The 13,538-nt window shown below is 47.4% G+C and carries 13 protein-coding genes; 4 read left to right on the top strand and 9 right to left on the bottom strand.

What is annotated here, in order from left to right:
- Positions 1-89: 89 nt before the first annotated feature.
- On the bottom strand, positions 90-371 hold the full coding sequence (locus AADEFJLK_RS05210) for a hypothetical protein (protein ID WP_088617783.1): 282 nt from the start codon (positions 369-371) through the stop codon (positions 90-92).
- A 610-nt stretch (positions 372-981) separates the two neighbouring features.
- Here AADEFJLK_RS05210 and speE point away from each other — a divergent pair.
- The 4 genes from speE to trhP all read left to right on the top strand — a co-directional run bounded on the left by speE (position 982) and on the right by trhP (position 4,341).
- Entirely contained in the window at positions 982-1,830 is an 849-nt protein-coding gene (speE, locus tag AADEFJLK_RS05215; protein WP_103973513.1) for a polyamine aminopropyltransferase, read from the top strand.
- 9 nt (positions 1,831-1,839) lie between these two features.
- The gene (locus AADEFJLK_RS05220) at positions 1,840-2,433 is read left to right on the top strand and encodes a MarR family winged helix-turn-helix transcriptional regulator (protein ID WP_088617780.1); all 594 of its coding nucleotides are present in this window, start codon (positions 1,840-1,842) and stop codon (positions 2,431-2,433) included.
- A gap of 27 nt (positions 2,434-2,460) precedes the next feature.
- A complete protein-coding gene (gene ubiK, locus AADEFJLK_RS05225; protein ID WP_103973514.1) occupies positions 2,461-2,721 on the top strand; it encodes a ubiquinone biosynthesis accessory factor UbiK in 261 nt (86 codons plus the stop codon).
- 255 nt (positions 2,722-2,976) lie between these two features.
- Positions 2,977-4,341, top strand: a complete 1,365-nt coding sequence (gene trhP / locus AADEFJLK_RS05230; protein WP_103973515.1) for a prephenate-dependent tRNA uridine(34) hydroxylase TrhP — start codon at positions 2,977-2,979, stop codon at positions 4,339-4,341.
- A 62-nt stretch (positions 4,342-4,403) separates the two neighbouring features.
- On the opposite strand, the gene AADEFJLK_RS05235 is transcribed toward trhP, so the two are convergent.
- From AADEFJLK_RS05235 to AADEFJLK_RS05275, 8 genes are all read right to left on the bottom strand, one after another.
- The gene (locus AADEFJLK_RS05235; protein WP_088617777.1) at positions 4,404-5,795 is read right to left on the bottom strand and encodes an O-antigen ligase family protein; all 1,392 of its coding nucleotides are present in this window, start codon (positions 5,793-5,795) and stop codon (positions 4,404-4,406) included.
- Positions 5,796-6,374, bottom strand: coding sequence for an acyltransferase (locus AADEFJLK_RS25825; protein WP_103973516.1), 579 nt, complete (start codon positions 6,372-6,374; stop codon positions 5,796-5,798).
- A gap of 434 nt (positions 6,375-6,808) precedes the next feature.
- Positions 6,809-7,594, bottom strand: a complete 786-nt coding sequence (locus AADEFJLK_RS05250) for a hypothetical protein (RefSeq protein WP_103973518.1) — start codon at positions 7,592-7,594, stop codon at positions 6,809-6,811.
- Positions 7,595-7,722: 128 nt separating this feature from the next.
- A complete protein-coding gene (locus AADEFJLK_RS05255) occupies positions 7,723-7,920 on the bottom strand; it encodes a hypothetical protein (RefSeq protein WP_103973519.1) in 198 nt (65 codons plus the stop codon).
- Positions 7,921-8,318: 398 nt separating this feature from the next.
- A complete protein-coding gene (locus AADEFJLK_RS05260; RefSeq protein WP_103973520.1) occupies positions 8,319-9,146 on the bottom strand; it encodes a hypothetical protein in 828 nt (275 codons plus the stop codon).
- A 91-nt stretch (positions 9,147-9,237) separates the two neighbouring features.
- Positions 9,238-10,239, bottom strand: a complete 1,002-nt coding sequence (locus AADEFJLK_RS05265) for a glycosyltransferase family 2 protein (protein WP_103973521.1) — start codon at positions 10,237-10,239, stop codon at positions 9,238-9,240.
- A complete protein-coding gene (locus AADEFJLK_RS05270) occupies positions 10,236-11,315 on the bottom strand; it encodes a glycosyltransferase family 4 protein (protein WP_103973522.1) in 1,080 nt (359 codons plus the stop codon). The genes AADEFJLK_RS05265 and AADEFJLK_RS05270 overlap by 4 nt, the downstream gene beginning before the upstream one ends.
- Before the next feature lie 124 nt (positions 11,316-11,439).
- The gene (locus tag AADEFJLK_RS05275) at positions 11,440-13,536 is read right to left on the bottom strand and encodes a GumC family protein (RefSeq protein ID WP_103973523.1); all 2,097 of its coding nucleotides are present in this window, start codon (positions 13,534-13,536) and stop codon (positions 11,440-11,442) included.
- Positions 13,537-13,538 lie beyond the last annotated feature (2 nt).

A 13,538-nucleotide genomic window follows, 5' to 3' on the forward strand; every position in this document is an offset into this window, starting at 1 on the left:
TGTTTTTTTACTCGTTTCATCATCAGATACCTCCCGACATTCATTATCACAATAAACGGAAGCTATTCGATCGGACGGCTTACAACACCCTAGCCCCCGTCTTCTGGGGGCATTTCGTCAGTGTCTGGAAAAACGTCGTCACCCGACGGAAGAGCTGCCTGCTCTTCAATAGAAGGCTGATGACTGTCGTCAAGCAATAAGGCCGTTAAGGCGGCGAGCTTATCAGCATCGACAAGACCTGCTTTATAATGGCGTTTTAACTGCTTAACAAAAGGATGTAGCGCGGGATTGATTTTTAAGGTCGGTTGCGGCGGTTTCTTTTGCTCCGGCGGTAAGGCCTTACGTCCCCGTTTATCTTTTTTCTTAGTCATAAATTGCTCAATTATTAAAAAGTAACCTCAGTATAACAGGTATAGGGCGGTATGCAAGAAAATAAAGAGTTACCTTTAAAATTAATTTCAGGCTTGTGCCTAAGGCAAAAAAACTGATTAAATGGCTTTGAATAGCTTTGCTACCGAACGCTTTTTTTATAAGAATAATTGTCGTTTATCAATTAGTTATACAAAAAAATTAAAGACATGCAAAGTGGGGAACCCCTTCAGCAGGCACAAAACCCGTTTAGAAGCCCGCGTGACCCTATTCGTTTGCCACTGGCAATTCCGGCCTTTAAAATCGCCAAACATCGCATCTATACTGTGAACGGCCAAGTTTTCGGCTTTTACAATTCACTGTAGGGTACGCTGTACCCTACCAAAAAACCGAAAACTTGACCGTTTGAAGTATATGCAAAGATGTTTCGGGTAGTATTGGTTGATCTTTTGGGGCAATACTACCCGCCCCTTCTCCCTATAACTCCGATACGCGGCGGGCTATTGCCCATTAACATAACCGTAACATTAAGTAGTGCCGACAAATATACTTAAACCCGAACAAATTCTAATATAATAGCCGCTTAACTTATTTACTTTTCAGGAAACATAGATGAACCCCTCAGAATGGTTTACCGAACAGCTCCCCGGAGCGGACTCAGCCTTTTCTTTAAAAATCAAAAAGAAATTACACGAAGAACAATCGGCTTTCCAATTTTTAGAGATTTACGAAACCGAAACCTTCGGCAACCTGATGGTGATTGACGGTTGTACAATGGTGTCTACGCGTGATAACTTCTTCTATCATGAAATGATGAGCCACCCTGCCCTGTACACCCACCCTAACCCAAAACGGGTTTGGATTATCGGTGGCGGCGATTGCGGAACCTTAAAAGAAGTGTTAAAACATGACTCTGTCGAACACGCCGTACAAATTGACATTGACGAGCGCGTGACCCGTTTGGCGGAAATTTATTTCCCCGAATTGTGCGAGTCCAACGGCGACCCGCGTGCGGAACTGAAATTTATCGACGGCATTAAATGGGTCAAAGAGGCCGAGCCAAATTCAGTAGACATTATCATTGTCGACAGCACCGACCCGGTAGGCCCTGCCGAAGGCCTGTTCAGCAAAGCGTTTTACCACGATTGCTTTAACTGCCTGTCCGAACACGGCATGGTCGTCCAACAAAGCGAATCGGCGCTCTACCATCTGAAACTGATCGGCGAAATGCGCGGGGCAATGGCATCGGCGGGGTTCGGGCATTTGCAAACCCTGTTCTTCCCGCAGTGCATCTACCCTTCGGGTTGGTGGAGCGCGACCATTGCCAGCAAAGCCAGCTTGGCAAAATTCCGTGAATTGGAAGCCGCCAATAAGCCCTTTGATACCACTTATTACAATGTTGATATTCATAGAGCGGCGTTGGCACAACCCGAATTTTTCAAAAAAGCGTTTTCATTATAAAAAAACCGGATGCAGGAATTGAATACATTTAGGCTTATAGAGCGTATCAGTAACCTGTTGCGCTCGGAAGAGCGAAAAAAATTTGCCGCTATCGGTTTGCAGCCTGTGCATATCCAAGTCTTGGATTACCTGTCCACCTGCAACCGCTTTAGCGATACGCCAGCGGCGGTCGCCGAATACTTAGGCCTGACCAAAGGCACCATTTCCCAATCCATACAAGTGCTGGAGCGTAAAGACTATGTCAGCAAAAGCCAAGATAGCGAGGACGGACGGGTGGTGCATTTGGCCTTATCGGAAGCCGGCAGGCAATTATTGGAAGAAATTAAGCCAATAGACGTGTTTGCCCAAGCCCAGGCCATTATTTCGTCGCATAACTTTACGACGCTGGAAGATGCCTTAAACAGCGTCTTGATTGAACTGCAAAAAGCTAACAATGCCAAAAGTTTTGGGGTTTGCCATTCGTGCATCAATTTTGTTGAGGTGGAAAACCACTATCTCTGCAATTTGACCCAACTGCCCTTAAGCCAAAACGATTCGGTTAAAATTTGCCGTGAGCATGTCCTTGCTGACGGCTTTGGCCCCTCTACTGCCACCTCCCCCTAGTAGACCCTTTTTATAGTGAGAGCCCTTATGTTTGACCCTAAAGCCATTGATGACATCGCCAACCGTTTGGCAGGCGCTATCCCGCCCGGCCTGAACAGCTTTAAAGAAGACTTGGAAAAAAACTTCCACGCCATTTTGCAAAGCGCGTTAAGCAAACTGGATCTGGTAACCCGTGAAGAGTTTGAAGTGCAAAAAATGGTGCTGGCCAAAACCCGCAGCAAATTGGAAGACTTAGAGCAACGCGTCGCCGCTATGGAACAATCACAGAACAGCCAGCAAGAAGGTTAAGGCAGCCCTAGGCCGCAGATTGCCGCAATCTGCAAACACCTAGCCACTTTGTCACTGGCGGTGCCCCCACACCGCCAGCCGTTTTCTGCCTACACCCATCTTTTGCGGTGCAGACCCCGCCTTTTTCCGGCCTGCTATGCCCGGCTTAACGCCCCTCGCGCTTATACGGCACCAGCCTTAGGCGATACCGTTCGGTGCCGCGATTAATGACGGTACTAAAAATACAGCTTAACCCATTTGATTAACCTGACCGACATGAAACCCATAGAACTCCTATCCCCCGCCGGCACCATCAAAAACATGCGCTATGCCTTCGCCTTTGGTGCCGATGCCGTTTACGCAGGCCTGCCGCGCTACAGTCTTAGGGTGCGCAACAACGACTTTCTCGCCGATAATTTGGCGAAAGGCATTAATGAAGCCCACCAACAAGGCAAAAAGTTTTTTTTGGCGACCAATGTCATCCCCCATAACGCCAAAGTCAAAACCTTTATTAAAGACCTGACCCCCATTATCGCCATGCAGCCGGACGCATTAATCATGGCCGACCCCGGCTTAATGATGATGACACGGGAAACCTGGCCGGACATGCCGATACACCTGTCGGTACAGGCCAACACCGTCAATTATGCGGCGGTCAATTTCTGGAAAAGTATGGGCGTTGAGCGGGTGATTTTGTCGCGGGAATTGTCCTTGGATGAAATTGCCGAAATCCGCCAGCGTTGCCCTGATATGGAATTGGAAGTGTTTGTCCACGGTGCGTTGTGCATCGCCTATTCGGGGCGTTGTTTGCTGTCCGGTTATTTCAACCACCGCGACCCCAACCAAGGCACCTGCACCAACTCCTGCCGTTGGAAATACGACACCCTGCCCGCACATGAAAATGCCGAAGGCGACACCGTACTGGCAGGCGGCTCCTTATCGCTAGCCGACATCAGCACCGCCAGTTGCGGCGGCGCGGAACGCCACCCCTTAGCCGACAATATTTATTTTCTGGAAGAGGAAGGCCGCAAAGGCGAACTGCTGCCGATCATGGAAGATGAAAACGGCACTTACATCATGAACTCCAAAGACTTACGCGCCATTGAGCATATCCATCGCTTGGTCGACATCGGTGTGGACAGCCTAAAAATCGAAGGCCGCACCAAATCGCATTATTATGTCGCGCGTACCGCACAGTCTTACCGCCAAGCCATTGACGATGCCCAGGCAGGCCGCCCGTTCCAACCGGAACTGATAGGCGTGTTAGAAAACCTGGCTAACCGGGGCTATACCGACGGCTTTTACCAACGCCACCACACCCACGAACAACAAAACTACATCAGTGGCTACTCAAAAAGCCACCAGCAACAGTTTTGCGGCGAAATCAGAGACTACGACCCAGCGACTGGGCTGGCGACTATTGATGTGAAAAACAAATTTTCAGTAGGGGATAAGCTGGAATTGATCTTGCCGGAAGGCAATCAGGATATTACTGTTGAACATATGGAGAACCTGCACGGGCAAGCCATGCACGAAGCTTCCGGCGGCGGTTACGAAGTCAAAATACCCTTGCCGACAGGGGCGAACGGCTATGGCTTATTAGCCCGTTATACCGACCAAACCGAGACGGTGGGCGAATAAGGCAAAAGCCTGGAGCGCGGGCAAGATGCCCGCGCTCCAAAAATACGGCTTAGACGCGTCCCTTACAACACCTTACGGAACTTAAACTTGCGGGTATCCGGCTCCTGCCGCGTTTTGCCGCCGCCTTGGTCGCCGTCCCAAGTGCTTAAGCGCAGATACGCATCCGACAGGCCGACAATAATAAAAAACAAGGTGCAGCTTTGGTTCATCATCGCCACGGTCGCCACGGCGATAAAATACATCAAAAAAATCGCCGATAACGAGAACGCCAAAGAACTGCCCCTAGGCTCGGTTATGGGCCGAGACATGCCGTGGATAATCAGGCGCACCATCATGCCCAGCATAATAACCAGCAGCAACATTAAGGCAATCACGCCGTGGTTTAAATAGGTCAGCAAAAAATGGTTGTCGATGGACTCAAAGCCCGGCACTTCCGGCCATTTCATCAGTCCCCAGCCCCACCATAAGCGTTCGCTGGCAACATCCATGTACTCCGTCACCAGTTCATAACGGTAGGCGGCGGTTTCTTGGTTATCATCTTTGGCATTCTTACGCCCGACCGACGCATAACTTAAAAACGCCAGCAGCAACGGCAAACCGATGAACACCATCACCGCAACCACCGCTGTCACCGCCGCCACCCGTTGCTTGGAGCGGCCAATGATGACAATCCCGGCCGCCACAATCCCCGCTAACCACTGGCCTTTGCCTAAGGTGGACAACACGCCGCCAAAAATCATCAGCGTAAAAAACTGCCCCGGCTTGAGCTTGAACGCCTTCAACCATGTCAAATGCTTCATTTTCTCAGGCCACGCCTCCGACCACTGCAACCAACGTTGCAAACGGTAGCCGACCGCCATAATCACCCCATCCAGCAAACAATGCCCATAAGGCCCCGCCGCCCGCGCCAAACCAAACCGGAAGGTGGTAATCCAACCCAAGCCCTGTCCAGGAAAAAACATCCCCAGATAGGCTTGCCAGAGATTGAAACCAAACTTATTCTCGAACAAATTCAGCACAAACACGAACGACAAACACAGCACCACGCTTTTGGCGAAGTCATAGCGCAAATTAAACGGCTCAATCAGGCTTTTGGCGAAAATATACGGGAACATCACCGAAGTGAGTTCAAAAAACATCAGATTCTGCGCGTCGGCATAGCCGGAAGCGAGAAACTCGGAAAACGACACCGAAAAGGCGTAAAAACCGACCAGCAAATCGGTCAGGCTAAACTTATATCCCGGCGAGCCTTGCATGACAAACACCGCAAACAAGGCCACCGACGCGCTTTGGTTAAACGACGGGTCAGGCAAACCAGGGGTGATGGCGCGGTAATAGTCCGGCAACAGCAATAAGGTCGGGATATACACCCAAATGAACGCCTTGGTCACCGATTGGTTTTGTGCCACATAATACGCCCACAGCCCCGGCAAATACGCGATATACGATAACATTCAGGCCTTAATGACACGGGCAGGGATACCCACCGCCACCGCCCCGGCGGGGATGTCTTTGGTCACCACCGCATTCGCCCCAATCACCGCGCCCTCGCCTATCGTCACCCCGCCCAAAATCGTCACCCCCCGCCCTATCCAAGCATTGCGCCGCACCACAATCGGCTGACCGACATGGCCGCTATGGCGCATGGAACCGTCACTGACAATACGGTGGTTGGCATCCCGCAAACTGGAATATTCGCCAATCATCACCCCGTCTTCCAAGGTGATGCCCGCAAACGCCACCAAATGCACCCCCCGCGACAACACCACCTCATCGCCAATGGCAATCTGCCCGGCTTCCTGGGTTTCAAAATACAAATCGCGGTAAAGATAGAGGTTTTTGCCTAATACAATGTTTTTGGTGCCGTGCAACTCAGGCGTGTTCAACACCACCACCGACGGGTGCAGCTTACCGTTTAAAGCACTGTTTAAACGCGCATTAGCCCACAAACGGCTGCAAGCCTCCAGTTTATTGGTCAGCGCGGCGATAGGTTGCAGGGCTTTTACGAGGATTTTTTTTAATTGTTGGCTCATGAGGGCTTTTTAGAGTGAGATTTGAAAGCCATACAGATAGGCAAATAATATTACTTAACCGCTCGGCATGGTTTTAATTAATTCGATAATTAGTTGATATATAAAATTACCAATAACCCCGCATAGTGCCGAAAAAAAAGTAAGTATAATAGAGTAAAACTGCGTTTTATTTTTACTGTCTATATATTGCTGATATTCAGATTCAGACCTTCGACTAATTAAAATAAAACTTTGAACTTGATAGAATGAAATGGCTTTTTTAAGGTAAATGGGTATACACACTGCTAAAGCAAGCATAGAAAAAGCCATAAATAAAATTGTATTCTTTAATGAATACAATCTACTATCATCAGAAATATCAATTAGTATTGTTTTAAGATCGGGATTGCGCACTATATCATTGACATTCTTTTTTAAAAAATCACTTTTAAGATTTAAAACCGAAAAAATGCAATATCTTTTTCAATAAAACTTGCTGTATCATTTTCAACAAGGCCATTCCCTTTACTATAAAAAGAGATCAGCTTATACAAATCATTGTTTTTTTTATCTGTCGTATAATTCGACATAGACACATCATTCATAATCACAAGAGAGATAAGAACAATAAAACACATAATATAAAACCCACCGACCCTGGCAATTTCCATGCACGATTTTATAAAATTAAATTTCTTTGTTTGTTTTATAGATAATTCCGCAATTTTATCCTTAAATAGATTCAATACTTCCACCCCCCACGCTTGATTAGTATGCTCAATAACTAACAAAACTTCGCCATTACCATAATTATCAGAATTATTGCCCTTAATAAAGGAAAGCTGTACACGTTGATTTTCAATAGTGTCTGATTTTGGATATTTGATAATTATATTCCACGACATCGTGACATCAGATGGGATAACATCTCGTGTTTCAAGAAATTTATTTAGTGACTCTATACCCGAAATTTCTCTTGAAGTGCTATCATTATAAGATATATTCACTGAAAAATGGTCTATATAAACATGATGTTCTTTCGCTATTTTTGAATCTAGTAAATAGTAAAATTGTTCTATGTCATTTTGCCTTATCAAAAAAGCGGTTTTTTTAAGGTGATAAGTTAGCTTTTCTTTTTTTCCAAGAAAATTCAGTATCATATCGGCAAACTTTTGTTCGCTTAATATTACGGATAGCTCACTATTTTTATTGCCTTCTGCATAATTAATTACATCTACCATGGGTTTTATTAGGAGTTAAATTGAGTTAAAGGATAATTTAACATAGATTTAGCCCCCTTTGTTCAGGTAATTGCTACGCTAATACGGTATGAATCCAAAAGGTACAAAACATACAACAAAAATCAATTTCAGGCATTCCGCTCTTCCCTAGAAAGCATAACAATATAATCTACATCGGCAATTAAAAAAGTAGGTTTACGCTTTTCCGTTATTGCCTCAACGTCATCCAATGGTTTAATAATCAATTCAATATCACGATGCTGAAATTCCACGGGGTTGGGGATGAATTCAGGCGCGTCAAAGATGACTTTGCGTACGGATTGCATGACTTTACTCCTAAATTATTGTGGCTCTATATAGGGTTTAGGCTCTTTTGCTAAAACTGTACGGTACGGTAAGCTATTAATAAGCATGGCAACCTTAAATCCGGCAGATTGCCGGAATCCAGATGCCATGGATGGCATTTGTTCCACAACGAACTTTTAAAATAGTCGAACTTCTATTTTTTGGCGTAATTGTAACTGTTCACATCCCTGTAAACTGGATTCCGGAAATCTGCCGGAATGACGAGTATTTTGAAGGTCGTTATGTTGATTAATAGACAAAAGACGCTGAACCCTATATAGAGCCTACATTTTATTGTAAAGATACGGGCATCGAAAACATTGTATTCAACAACCCTATAATAGAAATCATGTATGAAAAAAGAATATTTGGCATAAAACTAAAGGTTTTGAAGTCTTTTACAATACTGGTTTATTAAATGACCATTAATGTTGCTTGTAATAAGAGGATGCCTACAAAGCATTATAAGATAATCAACAACCCATTTATACTTTGGATAAATTTGAGTATCTGTGTAAATGGATTTTTCTATATTTTCAACTATCGCCCCTAACTTATTCTCATCTTGAAATGCGTAACTCAAATAGTTTATAAATAACGCCACATCTTTATTTAGACCTTCTATTGGTTGTCCAACCCCCGTCCAGTCAAACAAAATATCTCGTTCTTGCAGATTATATTCTGAATTGGAAAGACCATGATTGTTAATTGTATTTATCAGCTCTCCTGCACTTTTAAACTTAAGCGCACTTATTAGCTTATTATCTAATATCACCCTAGGATTTATCGCTAACCTTTCCTCTAAGAGATAGGCATTAATATAGGCAGGCCCTACAACTTGACTCTTTTCAGCATTAAAATATGCTTTTCCTGAGGATATTGCACCTCTTAACCAAATGTTCTTTTCAGCCAATTTGAATTGTATTTTTTGTATAGCTATGCAAAGTTGCCTTAAGTTATTAAGGTTTTGACTATCATTAATATCCATTGGTATAGCAATGATAACTGAGTCACTAATTGTAATTGTAGCTATTTCTTTTTTTAATTCAAAACGGCGAATACCATAAGTAACCTCTTCAATAAGCTGAAAATATTCGCTTATTTTTTTCTTATCTTTTGGCGCCTTACTCATCACCAATTCTTTGAATCCTAATACATCAAGAAAAGCTACAAAATAATCAGAATACGGAACATTATCGCTAATCATTTGAAATCCAATAGTAATTTATATCAAAAAAATCACACCAATCTTACACCTACAATTATGCCATTAATAATGTAAAACCTTGTTCAAAATATCACTTATACTCAATCAACCCCTGCCGCCGATTTCTCAAGCGGTTATACCAATAACCCATCTGCCCTAAAGCAATCGGGATTTGTTGCAGATGCGAATGTAGCCCATACAACAATAAGGTCACGGGTTGGCGGCATTTCCAGCGGGCTTTGTAAGCCGAACGCACAATCAAAAACAGATAGGCCAGCAGCAAGCCCAGTAACGGCAACACATCGCCCATCAGCACGGCTAAGGCAAGGGCGGCAATGGGCATAGCCAGTAAAACCCCGGCGTGGATGGCGTTGCGTTTGCATTCGCTGACCCAGAGCGGGAAGTCGGTGTTTTTCAGGCGTTGCGATACTTCCGCATACGCATGGCCTGCGCGTAGGGCGCGTTTCCAATAGGCTTGCCAGCGGCCCATCGCCAAATCGTGGTCTGTCATGGGCTGGTCGATGTGCAGGATGCTGTGGCCTAAGGCGCGGATGCGTTGGCACAGTTCCGGCTCTTCTCCGGCGATTAAGTCTTCACTAAAGCCATCGGTCGCCACTAAGACCGAGCGGCGCATCAAGGCATCGCCGCCGCAAAAATCCGTGATGCCGGGGGCGTAGATCCAATCCAAATCCAAGACCCGATTATAGAGCGTCCGTTCGGGATAACGTTCACGGCGATGGCCCCACACGACGGCGACTTCGGGCTGTTCTGCCAAGGCTTTGAGCGCGGCGGGCAAAAAGTCGGGGTGCAAACGGGTGTCGCCGTCTAAGAATAACACCAGCGGCGCACTAGCCGCCCGCCACCCGGCATTACGGCCTATCGCCGCGCAAGGCCGGGCGGGGACGACGCGCAAGACTTTTGCGCCGTAGCTGGCCGCCAATTCGGGGCTACCGTCTTGAGAATTGGAATCGGCATAAATCACTTCAATAGGGCCGCCGATAGGGCTAATGGTTTGGATGGAGGCCAAACATTCGGCCAGACGCTGGCCTTCGTTGCGGCCTATGACCACGACGGACACGCTAGGGGCATTCATAGCATCACCTTGGCAAATTGTTCACGGTAAGCCTGTAAACGCGCTTGGCTGGAATACTGTTGCCACAGGCGTTGTTCGGCGTTGTCAGCCATCCGGTTTAATTGTTCGGCAGTGGCGGCTTGCAGAAGGTTAAGCTGCCGGGCTAAGTCCTGCGGGTCATTGGCTGTAAAATGCAGCCCTGCCACGCCTTCATCCGCCAAGTTGTAGGTTGGGATTAGGCTGGCCGCGCCGCCTTGATCGGGCAATAATACGAGGACTTTCGCCGCCATCGCCTCTAAAATGGCCAAACCGAACGGTTCGACCGGACAGCAATGCAGTAATAAATCACTGGTGGCTAATTCTTCGGCGACCTGCTCGCTAAAACCGACAAAGGTGACGTTTGGATACGCGCGGGCGCGTTCGCGTAAGGTATCCAAATCCCAACCCGTACCGAGGATACGGATAGTTAACCGCTGTAAGGACGGGGCAATATCCAATGCGTCCAATAACACATCAAGCCGTTTGATGGGATCGACCCGCGACACCACCAGCACGTTGCGGATACCGGCAAGGTTAAACCGGGGCCGTTGCAAGGTGGTGGCGATTTGCGCATCGGGCAGAAAATTTTCTAAGACCTGAATTTGCGCAGGCCGGACACCGTGCGCCAGCAAGCGCTCACGGACAAACTCGGACACGGCGACCAAAGTGACAGGCAGGAAATTTAACAGCTTTTTTCTGCCGTAACTGAGCCGTTCATCCGTACCGCCATGCACCAAGTGCAAATGGACATTAGGTAGCCGAAAGCGGAGGTTTAACAGCAAGAAAATCAGCGAATGCGACACGCCTGTGGCGCAAATGGCTATGCGGGTGCGGCCACGCAAAAAGCCCGGCAGTTGCTTAAGCAAATCGAGGCTGCCGTTAAAAACATGGGTGGCGATGCCCGCCGCTTGCGCGGCGACATGAACGGGACCGGGCGGAGCGAACAAGACGGGCTGCAACTGATCGCGCAATCCCTCCAAGGTGACCAAAGCCATGCGCTCGGTACCGTATAAGTTGCCGCTGTGTAACAGATACAGCAGCTGTGTGGGTTGCGCCATCGTTGTTCTCCTGAAAGCAATTGTTATTGTTCTGGCCTAAAAATAGGTTTTCTTAGGCCTTTATGTTTTGCTGTTGGGTAAAACGCGTTCTATCAGAGCTAGGTATCTTTAGCGTGCCAGCCCCCTACCCTTTCGGCGGTTTAGTATACACTTTAGAATAATAGCCGCCACCGTGAAAAATTTGCAAGCGGGTGACAATAAAACTGATGACTTTAGGGTCAACCCGCTCCAGCATCTGCACCGAACGCTTGATCTCGCCGGGTTGGGTGGTTTGCGCCGCAATCAGCAGCAAGGTAATATCGCTGATGCTGGCGAAAAACTCCACATCCGCCGACAACAACAGCGGCGCGGCATCTAAAATAACAAAGGCATAGCTTTCGGCAAGCTGTTCTAACAGGGTCTGTAAGCGGTGGTAGCCGAATAACAAACCTTCGGCAGGCAAACCGATGGCAATCCGATCGGGATATTCAGCATCTGCCGGACTGAGCGCCTGTTGCAGGGTAATGTCGGAATCAACCAAGACATCGAACAGGCCTGCGCTGGCCGAACTACAAACATAACGGGTATCAGGCTTTAAGGTATTGACCTCCACCACCACGGCCCGTACATCCATAGCCTGAAAATTTTGCGCCAGTTCAAACGCTAACGAAGTCTGCGCACTGTGATGGGTCACCGCCGTCAATAACACCACACTGCCCGATTTACCTGTACGCAAGCGTTCTCGGTTTAAAGCCAAAGCCAAGCGGCGCTGTTGGTCGGCAAGCACTTGCGGCGCCACGCCCGCCTGCCCGCTTTCCAACAACGCCGCCAAGGGTTTGTAGCCTAAGAGCTTTTCGACTTGTCCGGCAGTCCTGATACTCTTGTTTAACAAATCCATAATAATCGGCACAATCAGGCCAAGAATGCCGCCCACTACCGCCATCATCACCATGATTTTTTTCTTGCCGCCGCGTATGGCTTGTTCAGGTGGCCGGGCGTAACTTTCCATACGGATATAACCGGGCGCATTGGATTCCAGCTCAATAAAATTAATGCGGTTTTCTACGGTATCCAATTGGCTGTAATTGCGCTTGATTTCTTGGGTCAGGCTCAAGGCCTCGTTATAGTTAGAGGAAAACCAAGCCGCGCGTTGCTTTTGTTCAGTAATTTGCGCTAATAATCCCTGCTCGATTTGCCGTGTCAAGGTCACTTTAGAGCGGCGTTCTTCAATCAGCATCCGCTTGACATCATTGCTTAACTGCTGGGTAGCCTCGACCACTTCCGCCTCAATCACTTCCAATTGCTTTTTGATTTGCTCATGCCACGGATGCTTTACATCCAAGCCGCTGATTTGTTCAACCAGCTTACTGCGCCGCAAATACATATTGGCCTTTAAACTGTATAAGCCTTGGTCTTTGTAGACTTGTTCGGACACCATAGATTCCAGTGCCGCCGTGGCTTTGGCATCTTTGGGATTTTCAAACAGTTGCAGGCCCGCTTCGGCCGCCATGCGTTCGCGTTGCGCGACCGAATAGGCTTTTTGGCTATCGGCCAGCAAATCGTCATAAGGGTTAGGGGCATTATCGACAAAGGTCGTCACACTAATCGCCTGGGTGATGTCTGCTAAGCGTTGCTTTTTCTCGGCAATAATTTTTTGGAATTTCTCCCGCTGCCCGTATAAAAACGCCAGCCGCTCTTTTGAGGCATAGAGCATCAAATCTTTACGCGATGCCTCAAAATATTCGGCAACAACAGTATTGACCAACTCGTCCAGATACTGCTTATTGTCCGACTCCAGCGTGACGGTAAACAAATAAGTATCTTTAACCGGCTTAACCACTAAGGCCGCTTGCAAGCGTTCGGCGGCATGACGCTCGCTTTCATTCGGCAATTGCCAAACAAAGCGTTTGTCGCCCAGTTTTTGTAAGGCCGACAAAACAATATCATAGCGGGCGACGGTACTGGCTTGTTGGGTCAAAAATTGCAGATATTGCTGATAAGAAGGGATCTCTTGCTCTTTACTGTCTTGCAGGATATTGGCGATACGCGGCGCGACATGGACGACCGCCGTCACCGAATAGTACAACGTACCCTTTTTCCAGGCAATCGGCACCCCTAGCACCGCCAAAGTGACAAAGATGCCTACACTGATTTTCCAATGTTTTTTTAGGCTGACCAGAGGCATAATCGCCCCGGTCGAAACCGATTCGCTAGCCGTCGGTGTTAAGGCGGACTCAGACATGG

The sequence above is a fragment of the Methylovulum psychrotolerans genome, from assembly GCF_002923755.1.
Classification (GTDB): domain Bacteria; phylum Pseudomonadota; class Gammaproteobacteria; order Methylococcales; family Methylomonadaceae; genus Methylovulum; species Methylovulum psychrotolerans.

Excerpts from the sequence above, each read along its gene's own strand:
- AADEFJLK_RS05210 (WP_088617783.1), bottom strand. The coding sequence starts at position 371 with ATGACTAAGAAAAAAGATAAACGGGGACGTAAGGCCTTACCGCCGGAG.
- speE (WP_103973513.1), top strand. The coding sequence starts at position 982 with ATGAACCCCTCAGAATGGTTTACCGAACAGCTCCCCGGAGCGGACTCA.
- AADEFJLK_RS05220 (WP_088617780.1), top strand. The coding sequence starts at position 1,840 with ATGCAGGAATTGAATACATTTAGGCTTATAGAGCGTATCAGTAACCTG.
- ubiK (WP_103973514.1), top strand. The coding sequence starts at position 2,461 with ATGTTTGACCCTAAAGCCATTGATGACATCGCCAACCGTTTGGCAGGC.
- trhP (WP_103973515.1), top strand. The coding sequence starts at position 2,977 with ATGAAACCCATAGAACTCCTATCCCCCGCCGGCACCATCAAAAACATG.
- AADEFJLK_RS05235 (WP_088617777.1), bottom strand. The coding sequence starts at position 5,795 with ATGTTATCGTATATCGCGTATTTGCCGGGGCTGTGGGCGTATTATGTG.
- AADEFJLK_RS25825 (WP_103973516.1), bottom strand. The coding sequence starts at position 6,374 with ATGAGCCAACAATTAAAAAAAATCCTCGTAAAAGCCCTGCAACCTATC.
- AADEFJLK_RS05250 (WP_103973518.1), bottom strand. The coding sequence starts at position 7,594 with ATGGTAGATGTAATTAATTATGCAGAAGGCAATAAAAATAGTGAGCTA.
- AADEFJLK_RS05255 (WP_103973519.1), bottom strand. The coding sequence starts at position 7,920 with ATGCAATCCGTACGCAAAGTCATCTTTGACGCGCCTGAATTCATCCCC.
- AADEFJLK_RS05260 (WP_103973520.1), bottom strand. The coding sequence starts at position 9,146 with ATGATTAGCGATAATGTTCCGTATTCTGATTATTTTGTAGCTTTTCTT.
- AADEFJLK_RS05265 (WP_103973521.1), bottom strand. The coding sequence starts at position 10,239 with ATGAATGCCCCTAGCGTGTCCGTCGTGGTCATAGGCCGCAACGAAGGC.
- AADEFJLK_RS05270 (WP_103973522.1), bottom strand. The coding sequence starts at position 11,315 with ATGGCGCAACCCACACAGCTGCTGTATCTGTTACACAGCGGCAACTTA.
- AADEFJLK_RS05275 (WP_103973523.1), bottom strand. The coding sequence starts at position 13,536 with ATGTCTGAGTCCGCCTTAACACCGACGGCTAGCGAATCGGTTTCGACC.